We start from the raw sequence: 20,014 nt of genomic DNA, 5'->3' as shown, positions 1-20,014 counted from the left end.
GCGGGGGTGGCGCTAGCCGACCAGGGTGGCGGCGCGGTTGAATATCGACACGCAGTAATCCATCAGGTAGCCCGCCATCCACTGCCCGGTGAGGATGATGGCCAGCAGCGTGACCAGCAGGCGCGGCAGGAAGCTCAGGGTCTGCTCGTTGATCTGGGTGGCGGCCTGCACCAGCGCCACCAGCAGGCCGGTGACGAGGCCGGGGATCACCAGCACCATGACCAGGATCATGACGATGTGCAGGGCCTCGATGATCAGGTCGACGGCAATTTCCGGCGTCAGCATATCAGTAGGCCTGGATGCTCGTGACGAGCGTGTTGACGGTCAGGGTCCAGCCATCGACCAGCACGAACAGCAGCAGCTTGAACGGCAGCGAGATAACCAGCGGCGACAGCATCATCATACCCATGGCCATCAGCACCGAGGACACCACCAGGTCGATGATCAGGAAGGGAATGAAGAGCATGCAGCCGATCTGGAAGGCGGTCTTCAGCTCCGACAGCACGAAGGCCGCCAGCTTGACGGCAAAGCCGTGCTCGGCCGGCGTGGCGATATGGTCCTCGCCCGCCAGGTGGGCGATCTGCTTCAGCGAGGCCTTGCTGGTCTGGGCCAGCATGAAGCGCGAAACCGGCTGTTCGGCGATCTTGAGCGCCTCGTTGAGGCCGATCTTGTCCTGGTCGTAAGGGAGGAAGGCGTCGCGCCAGATCTGGTCGCCGACCGGCTTCATCACCAGCAGGGTCAGGATCAGGGCCACGCCGGTGATGATGCGGTTGGGCAGGCCCTGCTGCAGGCCCAGGGCCTGGCGCAGCAGCGACAGCACGATGACGAAACGGGTGAAGCTGGTCATCATCATGACCATGATGGGCAAGAGGCCCAGCAAGGTCATGATGATCAGGATCTGCATCTTCACCGACAGCTCGGTGCGCGCGCCGGGCACGACATTGGCGAGCAGGTCCTGGGCCTGCGCGGGAAGGCAGGCAAACAGCAGTGCAGGCAGAACAAGCAGCGGCAGCGCCGCTGCGGGCATGCCGGCGGGCCTGGCTACGCGGCCGGCCGGCAGCAGGGGCGCCAACATCATGGCGCCATCATGTCCAGATTCAGTCCGTCGAGGTCGATTACCTTGAGGCCGTAGTTTTCGCCTGCCACCACCACTTCGGCGCGGCCGATGGCCGTGCCGTTGACCTTGATCACCAGCGGTTCGCCAGCCAGGGTGTCCAGCTCCACCACGCTGTCCGGTCCGATCGACATCAGTTCCTGCAGCGAGACGCGGGCCGAGCCCACTTCCAGGGTCAGCTGCACCGGGATCTTGCGCATCATCTGCGGCAGGTCGCGGCGCGGCGTGCGCGGCAGCGGCATATCGGACAGGTCGTCGCCAACCGGATCGATCAGCATCTCTTCCGCCATATCGTCCAGCAGACCGTCGTTATTGCCATTGGCATTTACATTCATCATGGATTACTCGATATCTTCAAAAGAGGTTAAGCAGAGTTTGCCTTTATGCTCAGTCACCGCTGCCGTAAACAGGCGGGAATCTTCGAGCATGACTTCTGCCCTGTTCAGGCTGATCGGAATGACGTCGCCGACGCGCATGTCGAACAGCGCGCCGAGCGAGACTTCCTTGCTGACCAGCCGGCCGTTCAGGCCCACCTGGAGCCGCGCCGCCAGCGGCCCCGGTGCTTTTGCCGCCTTGCGGCTGGTGTCGCGCTCGGGCAACAGGCCGCGCAGCACATCGGCAATCATCTGCTTGTCCAGCGCCAGGAAGATGCGGCCGCCGGCCGTGCCTCCCGTCTCGCTGACGGTAATCGTAATCACCCAGGTGCCCTTGGGCGGATGGGACCCGGTGGCCGGGCGGATTTCCTCCGCCGCTGCCTCGCCCTTGTCGACGGCAGGCAGGTTGAGTTCGATGCGGCCGGCCAGGGTGCTGGCCAGCTGTTGTCCCAGCACCACAGCGAGGCGCTCTTCCGTATTGGTGACCTTGATCTGGGATTCGTCCGTCACCGCCAGGCTGCCCTTGCCGCGGCCATACCGGAAGTTCAGCACCGCCAGCAGGGCCTTGCGTTCGAAGGCACAGCCAATACTACCGCCGGGCGCGGAAAAATGCAGCCAGCGCAGCGAGTCCTCGCGCCCCTGGAGTCGGGAAAACGCGACATCGTCGACCTGGAAGCTGCCCCAGTAGCGGCGGTTCAGCGGCAGGCGCATGGCCTGCGCCAGGTCCTCGCGCAGCTGGGCCGCGAACAGCGGCAGCCGGTGTACGGGGCGCCCCAGCAGGCAGGGATCGAGCACGAGGTGTTGGGTTTGTGTCTTGGTCATCAGTCTACTATGTCCGTCTGCACCATTCATCCTATCCCAATCTGTGAGGCGCGGGACGCTTTGGCAGCGTAGAATACATGAAATTCATCCATATTGCCACGCAACAATAGCCCTTTCGGCCAAGCTTCCCAAATACCTCTTTACAGGGTAGTTGCCAGAGGGTAAGCTTGTTCTTGGCGTGGCAGAGCACATGCCGCAGAACCATTGCAGCGCATTGATTCTTACTCGAACATAACAAGACGTGGGCCAAAGTCCACGCGCTGCCGATAAATCGGTCCAAAACGCAACACACTGGCAGAATTTTTTCCGACTTGTGGTTACTGTCCGCGGCGCTGGCGGACAGGACTGCAAACCGAACGATGTGAGACCAAGCTTTGCAAGTGGAGATGGCAAATGGCAAATGAACTCGCCGGCATGATCAAGGCCGATCTGGCGGCATTGAACAATGCGGCTTCCGGTCTGGCCCAGCATGCGGCCACCATCGCGCCGGCCGCGCAATTCAGCGCCGGCCACCAACCCAATACTGCTTCCTTCAGCCAGTCCATGGCCGATGCCATCCATGGCGTGAACGCGGCCGACCGCGCCGCCGGCGAAAAGATGGCCGATGTGGACGCCGGCCGCAGCGACGACCTGGTCGGCGCCATGCTGGCCAGCCAGGAAGCGAGCCTGTCCTTCCAGATGCTGATGCAAGTCCGCAACAAGGTGATGGGCGCTGTCGAAGACCTCATCAAACTCCCGCTGTAAGCTCCTGTCGTTTTACACGAAAGATCTGACGTGCTGAACACCATCAAGTCCGCCTTCGGGCGCTGGCGTACTGGCCCCAATGCCATGCCGGCCGTGCCACCGGCATTGCTGAAAAACCTCTATCCCCTGCTGCTGCTGGCCATCGGCGTGACCGCCCTGGTGCTGATGTTCCTGTGGAAGGACCAGGCCGGCTACAAGCCCGTGTTCGGCGCGCGCGAGAAGGTCGCCGTGGCCGACATGATGAATGTGCTGGACGCGGAGAAGGTTCCCTACCGCCTGCATCCGGATACCGGCCAGGTGCTGGTGCCGGACGAAGAGCTGGGCCGGGTGCGCATGCTGCTGGCCTCGAAAGGCGTGACGGCCCAGCTGCCGGCCGGCCTGGAGCTGATGGACAAGAACGACCCGCTGGGCGTGTCGCAGTTCGTGCAGGACGTGCGCTTCCGCCGCGGCCTGGAAGGCGAGCTGTCGCAAAGCATCATGACGCTGGACGCCATCGCTTCCGCCCGCGTCCACCTGTCGATCGCGAAATCGACCTCCTTCGTGTCGGCCGACGGCGACAAGTCCTCGGCCTCGGTGGTGGTGTCGACCAAGCCGGGCCGCAACCTGGCGCCGGAGCAGATCGCCGCCATCGTCAATATGGTGTCGGGCAGCGTGGCCTCGCTGGCGCCGGCGCGCGTCAGCCTGGTGGACCAGGCCGGCAACCTGCTGTCCTCGCGCGTGGACCTGACGGACGGCTTCGATTCCTCGGCCGCCACCAACGACAACCAGAAGCGCATCCAGGAAGAGATCAAGGGCAATATCCGCGGCCTGCTCGGCCCCATCGTGGGCGAAGACAATTTCCGCATCAGCGTGACGGCCGCCGTCGACAACGACAAGGTGGAAGAGACGGTGGAGAAATTCGGCGAAGCGCCGAAAGTCACCAGCGAAGCGATGCGCGAGGAACAGGACCGCAACCGCCTGGCGATGGGCGTGCCGGGCACCCTGTCGAACCGGCCGCCGGCCGCCGCCCCGGCCCCGGCCACCGGCGAAGACGGCCAGCCGGTCGCCAACCCGCAGGACGGCACCGCGCGCAAGAACGCCACCACCCGCCAGTACGCCTACGACCGCAGCATCACCCAGACCAAGCGCGCCCGCGGCCGCCTGGAACACCAGAATGTGGCGGTGGTGCTGGCCCATGCGGCAGCGCCCTTCCCTAAAACGGGCTGGACCGCGCCGGAGCTGGCCAATATCGACAAGGTGCTGCGCAACGGCCTCGGCATCAATGCCGAACGCGGCGACACCCTGGTGGTGACGGCGATGAACTTCCCGGCCAAGGCCGCGCCGGTGCCATGGTGGCAGGAGCGCGACAATGTGGTCGACTTCAGCACCTGGGCCAGCTACGCCGTGGCCGCCCTGCTCGGCTGGCTGCTGGTCCTGCGCCCGCTGATGAAGCTGCTGACCAACAAGCTGGCCCCGGCGCCGGCGCCGAGCGGCCCGCTGCTGGCCGGCGGCCTGCGCGGTGGCGGCGACCGCCGCGGCGCCAGCGCGGCCGAGGTGGCCGGCATGCCGGGCAGCGTGCTGCAGGGCGGCGCCATGGCCGGCGCGCTGGGCCTGCCGGAAGGCGCGGGCAGCGCCCTCGGCGTGGGCCATGTGGCGGCCGGCCTGCCGGGCGCCGAAATGAATGCCGCCGGCATGCCGGTGGTGCCGCTGCTGGAAAATTACGACCTGCCGCCTGCCGGATCACCGGTGGACGTGATGGTGGACCACCTGAAACTGCTGGCCGAAAAAGAGCCGGAACGCGTAGCCGAAGTCGTCAAACAATGGATGCAGAAACATGGCCGAGCTTAAAGACCAACTGGACGATCTGGACGAAGTCCACACCCCGGCCCTGACGCCGGTGGAGCAGGCAGCCATCGTGCTGCTGTCGATCGGCGAGGAGCAGGCCGCGGCCGTGCTGCGCTGCCTGTCGCGCGAGGAACTGCTGGAAGTGACGGGCGTGATGTCGCGCATGAGCGGCATCAAGGTCGAGGCCGTAAAGGAAGCGGTGCAGACCTTCTTCGACGACTACCGCCAGCAGTCCGGCGTGCACGGCGCCTCGCGCGCCTACCTGAAGCGCTCGCTGGACCTGGCGCTGGGCAACGACCTGGCAAATACCGTGCTGAACAGCATTTACGGCGACGAGCTGCGGCCGAAGATGGCGCGCCTGCAGTGGGCCTCGCCGAAGTGGCTGGCCGAATTCATCGCCAACGAGCACGTGCGCATGCAGGCCGTGTTCCTGGCCTTCCTGCCGCCGGCGCTGGCCGGCCAGATCATCGACGCCCTGCCGCTCGATACGCGCGACCTGGTGCTGCTGTCGCTGGCGCGCCTGGACGAAATCGATTACGACCTGCTGGGCGAACTGGACGAGCTGGTGGACCGCTGCCTGTCCAGCTTCGACATGCAGAGCACCAGCGTGGAAGGCGTGCGCCAGGTGGCCGAGATCCTGAACCGCCTGCCGGGCAACCGGGCCCAGATCGTGGAGCTGCTGCGCGCCCATGATCCGGCCGTGGTGGAACAGATCGAACTGTCGATGTACGACTTCCTGATCCTGGCCAACCAGACCGAGCAGGTGCTCACCCGCATCATCGAGGAAGTGCCGCTGGAGATGTGGGCGATCGCCCTCAAGGGCGCCGACCTGTCGATCCGCGAGGCGGTGATGCGCACCATGCCGAAACGCCAGGCCCAGGCCTTCGAGGACATGATGCGGCGCGCCGGTCCGGTGCCGATGTCGCGTATCGACCAGACCCGCCAGGAAATCATGGCGACCGTCAAGGCCCTGGCCGACGCCGAAGAGGTCGAAATCCAGCTGTTCGCCGAGACGGTGGTCGAATGAAACAGTTCCGTCCCTACCGCTTCCCGCCGCTGTCGCAGTTCGCGCCGCCGCCCGCGGCCGGGCGCAACGGGCATGGCGGCCACAGCGTGGGCGATGCCGCGCAGTGGCAGGCCTCGATCAGCGAAGGCTTCGAGCAGGGCCAGCGCGACGGCTATGAAATCGGTTTGCAGCGCGGCCAGGAGGACGGCTTCGAGGCCGGCCGCCAGTCCGGCTTCGAGCAGGGCCGCGAGGAAGGCCGCCAGGAAAACCTGGTCAACTTCGACCAGCTGGCGCGCCCGGTGGACGCCATGCTGCGCAACCTGAGGAAGCTGCGCGCCGACTACCGCGCGGCGCAGCGCAAGGAAGTGGTGGACCTGGTGGCGAAAGTGGCGCGCCAGGTGATCCGCGCCGAACTGGCGCTGCAGCCGGTGCAGATCATGGCCCTGGTCGACGAGACCCTGGCCTCGATGCCGCCGACCCGCGAGGAAATCGATATCTTCCTCAATCCGGAAGAACTGAAACGCATTGCCGAACTGGATCCGAAGCGCGCCAAGCGCTGGAACCTGATCGGCGACGCGCGCATGGAGCCGGGCGAAATCCGCATCCGCGCCGGCGACAGCGAGGTCGATGCCGGCTGCCACCAGCGCCTGAATGCCGTGATGGAACAGGTGGACCAGCAGCTGCAGGCCGCCGACGTGGATACCGAGACCGAAAGCGAAGAATGATCGCCGACGCCCTGCGCAAGCTGGAACTCGATGAAGTGCCGCTGGCCACCCCGACCGGGCGGCTGGTGGGCGCCTCCGGCCTGCTGCTGGAAGCGGTGGGCTGCAAGCTGCATACGGGCCAGCGCGCGCAGATCGAAACCCAGAGCGGCGAATGGCTGGAAGCGCAGATGGTGGGCTTCCGCGACAAGACCGCCTTCCTCATGCCCTACAAGAAAGCGGCCGGCCTGGCCACCGGCGCGCGCGTGCTGCCGCTGCCGGACAAGGTCAGCCTGCAGATCGGCCCGAGCTGGCTGGGCCGCATGATCAACGGCCTGGGCGAACCGCTGGACGGGCTGGGCAAGCTGGGCGGCGACACGCCGCTGGAGCTGCAGCCGCCGCGCATCAATCCCCTGCGCAAGCAGCCGGTGGCCGAACCGCTGGACGTGGGGGTGCGCGCCATCAATTCCATGCTGACCCTGGGCAAGGGCCAGCGCGTGGGCCTGATGGCCGGCTCCGGCGTCGGCAAATCGGTGCTGCTGGGCATTATCACGCGCCAGACCGTGGCCGACGTGGTGGTGGTGGGCCTGATCGGCGAACGCTCGCGCGAGGTGCGCGAATTCGTCGAGCTGTCGCTGGGCCCGGACGGCCTGCGCAAGGCGGTGCTGGTGATTGCGCCGGCCGACGAATCGCCGCTGATGCGCATCATGGCCACCGAACTGTGCCACTCGATCGCGGCCCACTACCGCGACCAGGGCAAGAACGTGCTGCTGCTGGTGGACTCGCTGACGCGCTATGCGATGGCGCTGCGCGAAGTGGCGCTGGCGCTGGGCGAGCCGCCGGCCACCAAGGGCTATCCGCCGTCCGTGTTCTCCAACCTGCCGCAGCTGGTGGAATCGGCCGGCAACGGCGAGAATCCGCAAGGCAGCATGAGCGCCATCTACACCGTGCTGGCCGAGGGCGACGACCAGCAGGACCCGGTGGTCGATACCGCGCGCGCCATCCTGGACGGCCATATCGTGCTGTCGCGCGAGCTGGCCGAACGGGGCCACTACCCGGCCATCAATGTGGCCGCCTCGATCAGCCGCTGCATGAACAGCATCATCAGCCGCGAGCACATGCTGGCGGCGCGCGCCCTGAAAGCGTCGATGGCGCGCCATGAACGGGTGCGCGACCTGATTCCGCTGGGCGCCTACGTGCCGGGCGCGGACCCGGTGACGGACAAGGCCGTCAACCTGCATCCGCACATCGAAGAATTCCTGTGCCAGGGCACCAAGGAAGGCGCGCCCTTCACGGCCTGCGTGGAACAACTGGAAAGGCTGATGGCATGAGCGAGAACCTGATCCGCAACCTGTCCACCCTGGTCGCGCTGCGCACCACGGAACTGGAAAAGCTGCAGTCCGAGCAGGCCGCCAAGGAGCTGATGGCCGAGCGCTACCGCAAGAACCTGGAGCGCCTGAACCAGCTGGCCATCAATAGCGGCGCGAGCGGCAAGCTGCCGATGGCGCTCGCCTCCAACTGCGGCGACTACAAGCAGGCCGTGCTGCAGATGGCCGACAACCACCGGCTCGACCTGACGATGCACGAGGCCGACATGGCGGTCTCGCAGCGGGCCCTGAACGCGGCCTGGACCAGGCGCGAAGTGCTGGGCCAGGTGCTGGAAAAGAAGCAGGCCGTGGTGGACACGGAAAAACGTGTCCAGGAACGCAAGCAACATGACGATCTGGCAACCCAACTGTGGTTGCGCAGTCAAAAAACGGACTGAAAACCAAGAAATTTCATAGAGAGCCTTCTTTGGTCGCCTTATAGCAGGGTACACTCTCATTTAATTTCCGCGGAGCACGAAAATGGCCACCTCTTCCGTCCCAACCTACGATCCGAAAACCACTGCGACCAACCTGGCCACGCTGTTGACGCAGGACCGGCAGGCACTGATCACTTCGCAGACCCAGTTCAGCAATTCCGTGAACACGGGATTGACCCAGCTCAACTCCGCGCTCAGCACCTTCCAGAGCGCGCTGAGCGCCATGACCACCAAGAAATCGGTGGTCGCCAATACCGCCACCCTGAGCGGCGACGCCGGCAAGGCCACGGCCAGCGCCAGCGCCATGCCGGGCACCTACAATTTCTACGTGGAACAGCTGGCGACCGCGGGCCAGGTGGCCTATAACGGCATGACGGACGCCACGGCCGCCGGCGCCGGCGTGCTGCAGATCACGCTGGCCAACGGCAGCACCTTCTCGGTCGACCTGACCACGGCCGACAAGGACCTGGACGGCGCGCTCAGCCCGAAAGAAATCGCGGCCGCGGTCAACACGGCGGTGGACAACAAGTCCATGGTGGTGGCCTCCACCATGACCATCAACGGCAGCTCCTCGCTGGTGCTGACCAGCGTGGAATCGGGCGGCGACGGCCTCAGCTCCGGCATCACCATCGATACCAGCGGCGCCAGCGGTGAACTGCAGGCCATGCTCGACCCTGGCATCGCCCAGGAACTGGTGAAAGGCCAGAACGCGATCATCTGGGTCGGCGCCCAGGGCACCGGCACCCAGATCGAACAGGCCTCCAATACCTTCAGCACGGTGGACGGCGTCAGCATGACCTTCAGCAAGGCTGCCACCGACGTCACGCTGACCGTGACCAACGACAAGGCCGGCACCGCGGCCAATGTGCAAGGCTTCGTCGATGCCTGGAACAAGGCGGTCGGCACCATCCGCGCCCTGGTCGACCCGGGCGATCCGTCCAGCGGCAAGAATGCCGGCATCTTCTCCGGCGACGCCGGCATCAATGCCCTGCTGACCCGCATGCAGGCCATGCTGCGCAAGGAGATCGGCACCCAGAGCCTGGTGTCCTTCGGCATCACGGCGCAGCGCGACGGCACCCTGGCGCTGAACACCTCGCGCCTGGAAAAGGCGATGGCCGCCAGCCCCGAGATCCTCGACAAGCTGTTCGGCAGCGCGAGCCTGACCACGCCGTCCGGCGTGATGGGCGACCTGGACACCCTGCTGCGGCAGTGGACCAATACCGTGGACGGCCAGGTCGGCGTGCGCAAGGAAACCAACCAGCGCCTGCAGAAAACGCTGGGCCAGCGCCAGGAGCGCCTGACCCAGCAGTACGACACGGCCTACGCGCGCTACCTGGACCAGTTCACGCGCCTGCAGACCCTGCAGAACCAGATGAACAGCAACACCAGCATCTTTGACGCCCTGTTCGGCAAAGATTCGAAGTAAGTTTTAAAGAGAGCCATGAATTACGACGCCTACAGCAGCTACCACGCCACCAATCTGGATGCCCAGACCGCCCGCGCCTCGCCAGTCGAACTGGTGCTGGTGCTGACGGATGGCCTGCTGGAAGAACTGGCGCGCGCCCGCGGCCATATCGTGGGCCGGCGCTTCGAACAGAAGGCGATCAGCCTGGACAAGTGCACCCAGATCCTGAACGGCCTGTCGAGCTCGCTCGACTTCGACAACGGCGGCGAAGTGGTAGCCAACCTGAGCCGCCTGTACGACTACTGCGTGGCCCGCCTCTACCGCGCCGGCGTCGATATGGACCCGGCCGTCATCGACGAGGTCACCGGCCTGCTGGGCACGATCAAGCAGGGCTGGCTCGGCGTGCAGGCCAAGCATGGATAGGCAACACCAGCTGCTGAAGATGGCGCAGCGCATGAGCGCGGCGGTGGCGGCCAGCGACTGGACCGAGCTGGCCGCCCTGAACACCATGATGAGCGCCTCGCTGCCGGCGATGGCGGCGCAGGGGCGCTGGACGGCGGCCGAAAAGGCTGCCCTGCTGGCCCTGCGCCAGCAGCACCGCCTGGCCGTCGCGCATACCGCGGCCGCCAGCGCCGAGCTGGGCAAGCAGCTTGAACACATGATAGCACACAAGACGGGCTGGCTTGCCTATGCCCTGGACAACGAACTGGCCGATAACGAAGCATGATACAAATGAACTTGCCCGCCAATGGCGGACCGGCCGCCCCCGACAGCATCCTGCTGCCCGGTTTTGCCGCCCCGGCCGATCCGGCCGCTGCGGCGGCCGCCGATGGCGCCGCCGCCCTGCCCCAGTTTGCCCAGCTGCTGGACCTGGCGGCCGCCCAGCCGGAAGATGCCGCGGCCGATGAAGCCCCGGCCGGCGAGGACAGCCAGGCCGGCAGCGGCACCGGCGCCGACAGTGCGCTGGCCGCGATGCAGGCGCCGTTGACGGGCCTGCCCCTGCCGGTGGCCGCCGCGCCCGCTCCTGCCGCTCCTGCCGCCCAGCCGCAGACCGGCGCAGCCGCGGCCGACGCCGCCGGCGCCATCGAGGGCGTGGCCGGCGTGACGGCCGATGCCGCCGCACCGGCGCGCAGCGCCGCCCCGTCTGGCACGGCAGCCCCCACCGCCGCACCGGCCCAGCCGGGCAAGCCTGCCGTCCAGGATGCCGGCGCCGTGGCAGCAAACAGCAGCACCGAACCGCAGCGCCAGGCCGAGGCCCCGCGCGCCGCCCTGGCCGCCAGCCAGGCAGCCGTGGCCACGCCTGCGCCGCAGACTGCCGCCGACAGCACGGCCCGCAGCACCGCCCGCAGCACGCCGGCGCCATCGGCGGCGCCGGCCGCCGGCACCGGCGGCAGCGCGGCCGCCGCACCGGCCCTGGCCGCCGCACCGGCCGCCGGCAAACAAGCCGGCAGCGAAAGCGGCAGCCAGGACCAGCCGCAACAGCAGGCGCCTGCCTTCCGCAGCGTGCTGGCCGGGGTGCGCGAAGCGGCGCCAGCGGCCGACAGCAGCGTGCGCCTGACGGGCAGCCCGGAACAATGGCAGCAGCCGCTGCGCGCCGCCCTCGGCGACCGCCTGCAGCTGCAACTGCAGCGCAACAGCGAGCAGGCGGTGATCCGCCTGGAGCCGCCGAATATGGGCACGGTCGAGATTTCGATCCGCCACAGCGGCGGCGCCCTGCAGGTCAACCTGTCGGCCTCCAACAGCGAGGTGCTGCGCCAGCTGAACAATATCGGCGATAACGTGCGCCAGGACCTGTCGCAGCGCCAGCTGGGCGATGTGGCGGTGACGGTGTCGTCGAGCGCCGGCCGCGGCCTGGCCGATGGCGGCAGCGGCCGCCAGCCCGAGCGCGAGCAGCAGGAGCGCACGCCGGGCCGCGCCCTGTCCGACGGCGCCGACACCAATTCCACCTTTGCCATGCTGACCGAGCGGGAGTAATTTTTAGATGAACAAGAAACTGGTGATCGTTTTCGCGGCTGTGCTACTGCTGGGAGGCGCTGCCGCCGGCGGCGCCCTGTGGTATCTCGGCAAGCCGGCCCCGGCCAATGCCGCGAACAAGGCCAAGCCGGTCGAGGAAGCGAAGCCCATGAAATACCTGACCGTGGACAAGGTCATCGTCATGCTGCGCCGCATGCCGGGCGAGAACGTGGCCCACTACATGTCGGCCGACCTGGTGGTGGCGACCCCGGTGGCCAAGGAAAAGGAAACCAAGGAACACCTGCCGATGCTGCGCAGCGTGGCCGTGCGCACCCTGTCGGCCTATCCGATGTCCAAGGCCGAGGCCATGACGATCGACCAGTATGCCGAGGAACTGAACAAGGCCTTCGACGAGACCTATGCGAAGGAAGGCCGCGAGCGCCCCTTCAAGGAAGTCATGATCGGCAAGCTGATCCTGGAGTGATGCCGCCGGCATCGCAAACCGAGTGAGACACGCAGCGAGACAAGCATGGCATATGCGGAACCGATAGCAGAAGCGTATTCGGAAGGCTATGGCGAGGCGCTGGCCCCCTCGCTCAGCCCGGCCGAGGAAGGCAAGCATCTGCTGGCCTATGCGCCGCTGGTCAAGCGCATCGTACGCCAGCTCAATTCGCAGGTGGCGGGCGCCATCGACCGCGACGACATGGAGCAGATTGGCCTGATGGGCCTGCTCGAAGCGCTGCGCCGCTACGGCCAGCCGGACGCCGCCTTCGGCAGCTACGCCAGCCTGCGCGTGCGCGGCGCCATCCTCGACGAGCTGCGGCGCCAGGACTGGCGCCCGCGCGCCGTGCGCCAGCACAGCCACAAGCTGCGCGACGCCGTGCGCGAACTGACGCGCAAGCTGGGGCGCGAACCGAACGAGCAGGAAACCATCGCCGGCCTCGGCATCACGGCCGACGAATACATGGCCTACCAGCTGGACGAGAATGCGGAGCTGATCGCCAGCTTCGACGAAGTGCTGCACGATGTGACGGCCAACCAGGGCAGCGCGCCCGGCCCGGAGGAGGCGCTGATGATACGGCGCAGCCTGGAACAGGCGCTGAACGGCCTGTCCGAACGCGAGCAGCGCGTGGTGCAGATGTATTACGAATTCGAACTGAGCTACAAGGAAATCGCGGCCGTGCTGGACCTGACCGATGCCCGCGTATGCCAGCTCAACAAAGCGGCGCTGGGCAAGATGAAAGCAGTGCTGACGTCCTGAGCGCGGACGCAGCCAATATAAAAACTAAGGGTAGAAAATCATGCAGCAACTAGTCGGCATATTTATCGTTCTGGGCAGTGTGTTCGGCGGCTACGCCATGATGGGCGGTTCGCTGCACCAGATCTGGCAGCCGATCGAGGTGCTGGTGATTGCCGGCGCCGGCCTGGGCGCCATTATCCTGGGCAACCCGATGCACGTGCTGCACGAGATGGTGGCCCAGATCAAGAAGATCGTCACCCGCAAGAAATACGACTCCGAGTTCCAGCGCCAGCTGCTGCTGCTGATGTATGAACTGCTGCAGCTGGCGGCCGGCGGCCTGAAGGCGCTGGACGCCCACGTGGAGGCGCCGAAGGACAGCCCGCTGTTCAAGCGCTACCCGGCCGTGCTGGAAGAGCCCAAGCTGCTGGCCTTCATCGTCGACAACTTCCGCCTGATGGCGATGGGCAAGATCAATGCGCACGAGCTGGAAGGCGTGCTGGAGCAGGAGCTGGAAGCCATCCACGAGGAGCTGACCCAGCCGGCCAAATCGCTCAACAAGATCGCCGAAGCGATGCCCGGCTTCGGCATCCTGGCCGCGGTGCTGGGCATCGTGATCACCATGGGCACCGTGAACGAAGGCGCGACCTCGGGCGAGATCGCGGAACACGTGGGCGCCGCCATGGTCGGCACCTTCATCGGTATTTTCTTCTGCTACGGCGTGCTGGACCCGATCTCGAACATGATGAAGCAGCTGGTGGGCGAAGAAGCGTCCACGCTGGAATGCGTGAAGGTGGTGCTGGTCACGCACGTGGCCGGCAAGCCGCCGCTGCTGGCGATCGACGCCGGCCGCCGCCTGGTGCAGCTGAACATCAAGCCAAGTTTCGCCCAGCTGGAAGGCTGGATCAATGCCATGGAAGGCCGCAACAGCGAGCCGGAAGGCGGTTCGCGTCGTGGAGGCAGCCGTGCTAAAGCCGCATGAGAAGGCCCATAGCGAAACCATCGTCAAGCGCGGCGGCGGCAAGCACGCGCACGACGAGCACGGCGGCGCCTGGAAGGTAGCGTTCGCCGACTTCTGCCTGGCGCTGATGTGCCTGTTCCTCGTGCTGTGGCTGATGGCCGCGCGCAATACCGAATCGCTGGAGCAGGTGCTGACCGAATCGGACGGCAACCGCACCGACCAGGGCAAGGGCGTGATGCCGCAGCAGGTGGGCGGCCCGCGCGGCAGCCTGATCGAACGCTTCCAGATGCCGCGCACCGGCACCGCCGACGTGCAGGGCGAAGGCAAGACCACCGACCCGGCCGACCCGTCGACCACCAAGGTCAGTTACCAGAGCCCGGAAGACCTGAAGAAGCTGGCCGACGCGCTGACGGAGATGAGCAAGGAAGCGGGCCTGGCGCCCAACCTGGAGTCCATCATCACGCCCTACGGCCTGCGCGTGATGCTGCACGATACCGACAAGCAGGGCATGTTCGTGCGCGGCAGCGCGGTGCCGACCGGCCGTTTCGCCAAGCTGCTGAAGAATATGGGCCCGCTGTTCGCGAAGATGGAAAACCAGATGCTGATCGTCGGCCATACCGACTCGGCGCAGTACGCCGACACCAGCTATTTCGCCTTCTCCAACTGGAACCTGTCGTCCAATCGTGCGATGGCTGCGCGCGCCCAGCTGCTGCTTGGTACAATGCCCACCAGCAGCGTGCTGCAGGTGGTCGGCATGGCCGACCGCGCGCCGCTGAACACGAAGAATGCCGCCGCGTCGGAAAACCGCCGCATCGAGCTGCTGATCCTGACCACCGGCCAGGCCAACGCCATCAAGGATATGTTCGGCATGCCGGGCGAACGCAGCAACACGACCGAGCTGGGCCAGGGCATCGACGCCCAGGTGCCGGATGCCGGCGTCATTCAGCAATTGCGCAACAAGCTCGCGCCGCAGAGGTAAGGCATGAGCATCGAAACCAAGGCAAGGGGGCCACGCATGAGAATTGTTACCGGTACGCCAGGCGGCGTCGTGGTACAGACCGTTACCGACGCAGCGCCGGCGGAAGCCGTGCGCGCCCCCGCTGCCGCGCCCCAGCAGGCCCTGCAATCGGCCGTGCTGCAGCCTGCGCTGCAGGCCATGAAGGAGATGCCGGATATCGACCACGAGCGCGTGGCCGAGCTGCGCGACGCGCTGGCCAAGGGCGAGCTGCCCTTCAACGCCGGCAAGCTGGCGGGCCTGATCCAGCGCTTCCATGGAGGCGAAAAGTGACGGAAGCCATTGCGCGCCCGGAAGCCATGAAGCAGCTGCTGCAAGGCATTGCGGACGATGCGCAGGATTATGCGAAGCTGCTGGAGCTGCTGGAACAGCAGTTCCGCGCCGCCATCAGCCACAAGCTCGGCATGCTGGCCGAGCTCGCTGAACAGCTGGGCCAGGTGGCCACGGCGCTGGAAACGCGCCGCGCGCGCCGCGTCGAACTGGCCACCGTGCTGGCCGGCCCGCAACCGAGCATGGACGCCGTGTTCGCCCTGCTGCGCCCGGACGCCCGGGCCCGCGTGCTGGCCGACTGGGCCGCGCTGGAACAGCAGGTCATCAGCGCCAAGGCCCTGAGCCGCCGCAACGGCGACCTGATGGCCGAGCAGTACACCATCATGCAGCGCGTGCTGCATGGCGACGACCAGACCTATGAGCCGGCCTGAATTCACGCTGCCGACCGCAGCCACCGCCGCCACCGTCTCCAATGTCACGGCGACGCGCCCTGCCCTGCCTGCCGCCTTCGGCAACAGCGGCGGCGCGCGCTTTTCCTCCACCTTCCTGGCCGTGCAGGCCGAGGTGGCCGGCTTCATCGAGAGCGGCAGCGGCGCCGCGTTCGCGGCCCCGGCGGCCGGCCTGAATGTGGACGGCGCCGCACTGCGTGCGCGCCTGAACAGCCAGGCCGCGATCGGCGGCACCGAGCCGCAGGCCGAGGGTGTGGACCAGCCGCTGCAGCAGGCCTTCCTGGCCTCCATCCGGCCCTATGCCGAAGAGGCGGGCCAGAAACTGGGCGTGTCGCCGGACCTGGTGGCGGCCCATGCCGCGCTGGAATCGGGCTGGGGCCAGCGCCCGCTGCGCCAGGGCGCGGCCGACAGCAATAATCTGTTCGGGATCAAGGCCGGCAGCGGATGGCAGGGCGCCGTGGCGGCCGCCGCCACCACCGAATACGAAGGAGGCGTGGCGCTGCGCAAGGTGGAGCGCTTCCGCAGCTACCCGGACCAGGCCAGCGCCTTCCGCGACTACGCCAGCCTGCTGGCCGGCAATCCGCGCTACCAGCATGCGCTCAATGCCGGCAACGATGCCCAGGCCTTCGCCAGGGGGCTGGCAGCGGGCGGCTATGCCACCGACCCGTCCTACGCGGACAAGCTGGCCAGCGTGGCCAAACGCATTTCCGCCCTCTCCAACTAATTCGCGGCCGGGGTATCGGCCGGCTCCACCTGCCCCAGGTCCGTGACCCGGGCGCGGATGGTATTGCCGCTGGCATTCTTCACCCGCACCACGGCGCCGCGCGCGCCCGCATCCAGCGCTTCGCCCGCCATGCTTACCTCAATCTGGTCGCGCCGCGCCACGATGCGCACCGGGTCGCCCCGCTTCACCAGCAGCGGCGCCGTCAGCATGTTCTGGCGCAGCACGTCGCCCGTGCGCAGCGAACGGCGGGCCGACATCTCGGCCACCGCCCCCAGGTCGGACAGGGCGTCCGGAATGGTGCTGATGTCGTGGCGCTCCAGCAACAGGTCGTTCGGGGATAAAAGTTTCCCTGCAGGCACGTCATTTGCCGCAACCACAACACGGGCCGTGATCCGGTTGCGGGTCTGGAAATCGTAGCGCCAGCCGCCCGGCTCCGGGCAGACGGCGATGAAGCGCATGCGGGCCGGATTGCGGGTATCGGCCGCCTCCACTCTGACCGGCTGGCCGCAGGGCGCGGCGGGGCGCCCGGTCCTGGCCACTTCGACATCGAAAGCAGGGTCGTTCAGGCCGGCGCTTTCCGCGTAGCGCACCAGCTGTTCCCGGGCCGCTTTCTGCACCTGGGCCGCCACCCCGCCCTGGTCCGGCGCCGCCGCCTGCAGCGCCGGTGTTGCGGCCAGCGCTAAAAATGCTAAAAAGTAGCACACAGGGGGGTTGTTGAGCATGGGCAATACCTTTACTATGATGAGTGCGGCGGTTTCACGCCGGAAATCGCTTGGGCGCCATTTTCACACGCCCTCCTTCCGGCAGGCAACCGCAGCCAACAAAACTGGGGAAAAATATGGGAATCAATTTCAAGGACGCTGCCGGCCCGCATGCGGATGCATTACATCTGCGCGCCGAACGCACCCGCATCCTCGCTTCCAACATCGCCAACGAAAATACGCCGGGCTTCCAGGCGCAGGATATCGACTTCGCGTCTTCCATGGCGCGCCTGCAGGCTGAAGCAAACGGCGAACTGCCACTGGACGGCGACTCGTCGCCGCTGTACCGCGTGCCCTACCACCCGACCGCCGACGGCAATACCGTCGAGATCGGTGTCGAGCAGGCGGCCTTTTCGCAGAACGCAACCGATTTCCAGACCAGCCTCACCTTCGTGAACATGAAGCTGCGCGGTCTGGCCAAGGCCATCAACGGCCAATAGGCGAGGTAGCCCATGAGCTTCAAGGATATATCCCAGATCGCCGGCTCGGCGATGGCGGCGCAGACCGTGCGCCTGAATACGGTGGCATCGAATCTGGCCAATGCCGATTCAGTGGCCGGCAGCGAGAACGAAACCTACCGCGCCCGCAAGCCGGTCTTCGCGGCCGTGATGAACGAAGGCCTGGACCCGAACGCGGGCGGCCGGGTGCAGGTGCTGGACGTGGTGCAAAGCGCCGAGCCGCTGCGCCGCGTGTATGAACCGGACAATCCTCTGGCCAACGCCGAGGGCATGGTGTTCTACCCGAATGTCAACCAGGTGGCCGAGATGACGGACATGATGTCCGCCTCGCGCGCTTTCGAAACCAATGTCGAGGTGCTGGGACGCATCCGCGGCATGCAGCAGTCGCTGCTCAAACTCGGCGAAGGCTAAGCCATGGCGATCGATACCAATTACTTCGGCAGCAGCGCCAATGCGGCGGCCAATGCCAACAATCCGCTGCAGAACGGCGTCAGCGCGCAGCAGGACATGTTTACCAAGCTGCTGGTGGCCCAGATCAAGAACCAGGATCCGCTGGCGCCCAGCGACCCGGCCCAGTTCGTGCAGCAGCTGACCCAGCTGGCGCAGACCGAAGCGCTGCAGAACCTGTCCAACCTGACCAGCGCGAACGCCAGCGTGCTGCAGAGCATGCAGGTGCTGGCCCTGGGCGCCCAGGTGGGCTCCGACGTCATGGTCAATGTCGACCAGGTGCAGCTGGACGGCGCCAAGGTCAAGGGCGAAGTCACGCTGGGCGCGTCGAGCACCAAGACCACGCTGGTGCTGACCAGCGTGGGCGGCAAGGAATACAAGGTCGAGCTCGGCTCCGTGGCGGCCGGCTCGGTGCCCTTCTCCGTCGACCCGACGGCGCTCGGCCTGCCGGCCGGCACCTACAAGCTGAAAGTCACCACCAGCACCGGCGAGGAACCGCCGGTCGACATCGCTGGCCGCCTGAACAGCGTGCGCCTCGGCGCCGGCGGCGCCATCGTCCTGAATGTCGCCAATGTGGGCGAAGTGGCGCCGGGCGCCATCACCGCCTTCAACGGCAAAGCCACCACTTCCACTGTCGCCACTGCCGGCGCAACGTCTTCCGCTCAATAAGGAAAGGAAACACCATGAGTTTCGATATCGCCCTGTCCGGCATCCAGGCCATCAACGAGCAGCTGGATACCATTTCGAACAATATCGCCAACGCCGGGACCTACGGCTTCAAGTCCTCGCGCGCCAACTTCTCGGCCATGTACGCAGGCACCACGCCGGTCGGCACCCAGGTGACCTCGACCACCCAGAGCATCGGTCTGAACGGCGGCGTGCTGAACACCGGCCGCGCCACCGACGCCTCGATCAACGGCCGCGGCTTCTTCGTGCTGAAAGACAACAGCGGCCAGACCGTGTACAGCCGTGTCGGTCTGTTCACCAAGAATGCTGACGACTTCCTGGTCGATGCCAACGGCCGCAAGGTGCAAGGCTTCCCGATCGCGCCCGGCGCCACGACCCAGGGCCCGCTGGGCGACCTGAAGGTTCCGACCGGCCTGATCCCGGCCAAGCCAACCACCGACATGAAATATGTCGCCAACCTGTCACTCGACTGGACCATTCCGGACCCCACCCTGTGGACCCCGCCGACCACTACCACCACGCCGCCCACGGTGCCGGACGTGGACGACTACAACATGACCAAGACCACGCTGGTGTACGACTCGCGCGGTACCGAACACACGATTACACAGTACTTCGTGAAAGTGGATGCCGACACGGTCCAGGTCCACATCGCCTTTGACGGCGAAGAAGTCACTACCCCGGCTACGCCGCCTACCCTCGAATTCGATGCGACCGGCAAACTGATCGACGTAGCGCCGGCCATCACCAGCTTTACGCCCGGCGACGGCAACACGCCACCCGGGCTGCCGATTGCCGGTGCGGATCCCCTGCTGTTCACCATCGACTGGAGAGGTACCACCTTCCAGGCCGGCGATGCCGTAACCTCGACCAACAAGGCGGATGGCTACTCCTCCGGCAACTATGTCGGCGTCGAGCTGCAGGACGATGGCAGCGTGATCGCCAAATACTCGAACGGCGAGCGCCAGCGCGTCGGCGTGATCGGCATTGCCACCTTCCCTAACGAAGACGCCCTGACCCAGGCCGACAACACCAGCTGGACCGCCAATACCGCAGCCGGCGACGTGAACGTGGAAAATCCGGGCATCGGCCTGGCCGGCACCCTGTCGGCCCAGACCCTGGAAGGCTCGAACGTGGACATCACCTCGGAACTGGTGGGCCTGATGACTTCGCAGCGCAATTACCAGGCGAACTCGAAGGTCATCACCACCGAGAACCAGATGCTGCAGTCGCTGATGCAGGCGATGTAAAGAGACTG

The 20,014-nt window shown here is 66.4% G+C and carries 26 protein-coding genes; 21 read left to right on the top strand and 5 right to left on the bottom strand.

Annotated features, from left to right (window positions below; all coding sequences use genetic code 11):
- Positions 1–12 precede the first annotated feature (12 nt).
- Genes ACJRPG_RS18890 through ACJRPG_RS18875 form a run of 4 tightly spaced genes read right to left on the bottom strand, consistent with a single transcriptional unit; the run spans position 13 to position 2,310 of the window.
- On the bottom strand, positions 13–285 hold the full coding sequence (locus tag ACJRPG_RS18890) for a flagellar biosynthetic protein FliQ (RefSeq protein ID WP_408001654.1): 273 nt from the start codon (positions 283–285) through the stop codon (positions 13–15).
- Position 286: 1 nt separating this feature from the next.
- The gene (fliP, locus tag ACJRPG_RS18885) at positions 287–1,027 is read right to left on the bottom strand and encodes a flagellar type III secretion system pore protein FliP (RefSeq protein WP_408001819.1); all 741 of its coding nucleotides are present in this window, start codon (positions 1,025–1,027) and stop codon (positions 287–289) included.
- Positions 1,028–1,074: 47 nt separating this feature from the next.
- Complete coding sequence (locus ACJRPG_RS18880) at positions 1,075–1,449, bottom strand: FliM/FliN family flagellar motor switch protein (protein WP_408001818.1); 375 nt, start codon at positions 1,447–1,449, stop codon at positions 1,075–1,077.
- 6 nt (positions 1,450–1,455) lie between these two features.
- Positions 1,456–2,310, bottom strand: coding sequence for a FliM/FliN family flagellar motor switch protein (locus tag ACJRPG_RS18875; RefSeq protein WP_408001653.1), 855 nt, complete (start codon positions 2,308–2,310; stop codon positions 1,456–1,458).
- Between the two features lie 393 nt (positions 2,311–2,703).
- Between ACJRPG_RS18875 and fliE the strand changes: the two genes are divergently transcribed.
- The 17 genes from fliE (at position 2,704) to ACJRPG_RS18790 (ending at position 16,403) form a co-directional block, all read left to right on the top strand.
- A complete protein-coding gene (fliE, locus tag ACJRPG_RS18870) occupies positions 2,704–3,054 on the top strand; it encodes a flagellar hook-basal body complex protein FliE (RefSeq protein ID WP_408001652.1) in 351 nt (116 codons plus the stop codon).
- A gap of 30 nt (positions 3,055–3,084) precedes the next feature.
- Positions 3,085–4,881, top strand: a complete 1,797-nt coding sequence (gene fliF / locus ACJRPG_RS18865; protein ID WP_408001651.1) for a flagellar basal-body MS-ring/collar protein FliF — start codon at positions 3,085–3,087, stop codon at positions 4,879–4,881.
- The gene (locus ACJRPG_RS18860) at positions 4,868–5,905 is read left to right on the top strand and encodes a FliG C-terminal domain-containing protein (protein WP_408001650.1); all 1,038 of its coding nucleotides are present in this window, start codon (positions 4,868–4,870) and stop codon (positions 5,903–5,905) included. The genes fliF and ACJRPG_RS18860 overlap by 14 nt, the downstream gene beginning before the upstream one ends.
- On the top strand, positions 5,902–6,609 hold the full coding sequence (gene fliH, locus ACJRPG_RS18855; protein WP_408001649.1) for a flagellar assembly protein FliH: 708 nt from the start codon (positions 5,902–5,904) through the stop codon (positions 6,607–6,609). Before ACJRPG_RS18860 ends, fliH begins: the two co-directional genes overlap by 4 nt.
- Positions 6,606–7,916, top strand: coding sequence for a flagellar protein export ATPase FliI (fliI, locus tag ACJRPG_RS18850; RefSeq protein ID WP_408001648.1), 1,311 nt, complete (start codon positions 6,606–6,608; stop codon positions 7,914–7,916). The genes fliH and fliI overlap by 4 nt, the downstream gene beginning before the upstream one ends.
- A complete protein-coding gene (locus ACJRPG_RS18845; protein ID WP_408001647.1) occupies positions 7,913–8,350 on the top strand; it encodes a flagellar FliJ family protein in 438 nt (145 codons plus the stop codon). Before fliI ends, ACJRPG_RS18845 begins: the two co-directional genes overlap by 4 nt.
- Positions 8,351–8,432: 82 nt before the next feature.
- Positions 8,433–9,815 carry a flagellar filament capping protein FliD gene (gene fliD, locus ACJRPG_RS18840; protein WP_408001646.1) on the top strand — a complete coding sequence of 461 codons (1,383 nt, stop codon included), beginning with the start codon at positions 8,433–8,435 and terminating at the stop codon, positions 9,813–9,815.
- A 15-nt stretch (positions 9,816–9,830) separates the two neighbouring features.
- Positions 9,831–10,217: a flagellar export chaperone FliS gene (gene fliS / locus ACJRPG_RS18835; protein WP_408001645.1), complete on the top strand. Its 387-nt coding sequence runs from the start codon at positions 9,831–9,833 to the stop codon at positions 10,215–10,217.
- Positions 10,210–10,521, top strand: a complete 312-nt coding sequence (locus ACJRPG_RS18830) for a hypothetical protein (RefSeq protein WP_408001644.1) — start codon at positions 10,210–10,212, stop codon at positions 10,519–10,521. The genes fliS and ACJRPG_RS18830 overlap by 8 nt, the downstream gene beginning before the upstream one ends.
- A 5-nt stretch (positions 10,522–10,526) precedes the next feature.
- Positions 10,527–11,768: a flagellar hook-length control protein FliK gene (locus ACJRPG_RS18825; RefSeq protein WP_408001643.1), complete on the top strand. Its 1,242-nt coding sequence runs from the start codon at positions 10,527–10,529 to the stop codon at positions 11,766–11,768.
- A 7-nt stretch (positions 11,769–11,775) separates the two neighbouring features.
- Positions 11,776–12,231 (top strand): flagellar basal body-associated FliL family protein, encoded by a 456-nt coding sequence (locus ACJRPG_RS18820; protein ID WP_408001642.1) that lies wholly within the window; start codon positions 11,776–11,778, stop codon positions 12,229–12,231.
- A gap of 45 nt (positions 12,232–12,276) precedes the next feature.
- Positions 12,277–13,008 (top strand): FliA/WhiG family RNA polymerase sigma factor, encoded by a 732-nt coding sequence (locus ACJRPG_RS18815; RefSeq protein WP_408001641.1) that lies wholly within the window; start codon positions 12,277–12,279, stop codon positions 13,006–13,008.
- A gap of 40 nt (positions 13,009–13,048) precedes the next feature.
- Positions 13,049–13,966: a flagellar motor stator protein MotA gene (gene motA / locus ACJRPG_RS18810; RefSeq protein ID WP_408001640.1), complete on the top strand. Its 918-nt coding sequence runs from the start codon at positions 13,049–13,051 to the stop codon at positions 13,964–13,966.
- Positions 13,950–14,924, top strand: a complete 975-nt coding sequence (locus ACJRPG_RS18805) for a flagellar motor protein MotB (protein WP_408001639.1) — start codon at positions 13,950–13,952, stop codon at positions 14,922–14,924. The genes motA and ACJRPG_RS18805 overlap by 17 nt, the downstream gene beginning before the upstream one ends.
- Before the next feature lie 3 nt (positions 14,925–14,927).
- Positions 14,928–15,233 (top strand): flagellar biosynthesis anti-sigma factor FlgM, encoded by a 306-nt coding sequence (flgM, locus tag ACJRPG_RS18800; RefSeq protein WP_408001638.1) that lies wholly within the window; start codon positions 14,928–14,930, stop codon positions 15,231–15,233.
- Entirely contained in the window at positions 15,230–15,661 is a 432-nt protein-coding gene (gene flgN / locus ACJRPG_RS18795) for a flagellar export chaperone FlgN (RefSeq protein ID WP_408001637.1), read from the top strand. The genes flgM and flgN overlap by 4 nt, the downstream gene beginning before the upstream one ends.
- Positions 15,648–16,403 (top strand): glycoside hydrolase family 73 protein, encoded by a 756-nt coding sequence (locus ACJRPG_RS18790; protein ID WP_408001636.1) that lies wholly within the window; start codon positions 15,648–15,650, stop codon positions 16,401–16,403. The genes flgN and ACJRPG_RS18790 overlap by 14 nt, the downstream gene beginning before the upstream one ends.
- Here ACJRPG_RS18790 and flgA read toward each other — a convergent pair.
- Positions 16,400–17,125 (bottom strand): flagellar basal body P-ring formation chaperone FlgA, encoded by a 726-nt coding sequence (flgA, locus tag ACJRPG_RS18785; RefSeq protein WP_408001635.1) that lies wholly within the window; start codon positions 17,123–17,125, stop codon positions 16,400–16,402. The two genes, ACJRPG_RS18790 and flgA, sit on opposite strands and share 4 nt — an antisense overlap.
- A 116-nt stretch (positions 17,126–17,241) precedes the next feature.
- Here flgA and flgB point away from each other — a divergent pair, with 116 nt between their 5' ends.
- Genes flgB through ACJRPG_RS18765 form a run of 4 tightly spaced genes read left to right on the top strand, consistent with a single transcriptional unit; the run spans position 17,242 to position 20,006 of the window.
- Positions 17,242–17,604 (top strand): flagellar basal body rod protein FlgB, encoded by a 363-nt coding sequence (gene flgB, locus ACJRPG_RS18780; RefSeq protein ID WP_408001634.1) that lies wholly within the window; start codon positions 17,242–17,244, stop codon positions 17,602–17,604.
- Between the two features lie 12 nt (positions 17,605–17,616).
- Positions 17,617–18,033, top strand: a complete 417-nt coding sequence (gene flgC / locus ACJRPG_RS18775; RefSeq protein WP_408001633.1) for a flagellar basal body rod protein FlgC — start codon at positions 17,617–17,619, stop codon at positions 18,031–18,033.
- 3 nt (positions 18,034–18,036) lie between these two features.
- A complete protein-coding gene (locus ACJRPG_RS18770; protein ID WP_408001632.1) occupies positions 18,037–18,738 on the top strand; it encodes a flagellar hook capping FlgD N-terminal domain-containing protein in 702 nt (233 codons plus the stop codon).
- Between the two features lie 14 nt (positions 18,739–18,752).
- Positions 18,753–20,006, top strand: a complete 1,254-nt coding sequence (locus tag ACJRPG_RS18765; protein WP_408001631.1) for a flagellar hook protein FlgE — start codon at positions 18,753–18,755, stop codon at positions 20,004–20,006.
- Positions 20,007–20,014 lie beyond the last annotated feature (8 nt).

The organism is Pseudoduganella rhizocola, assembly GCF_045984285.3.
Taxonomy (GTDB): domain Bacteria; phylum Pseudomonadota; class Gammaproteobacteria; order Burkholderiales; family Burkholderiaceae_D; genus Rugamonas.
The sequence above is the reverse complement of the archived record's forward strand: the minus strand, read 5'-3'. Positions and strand labels throughout refer to the sequence as shown.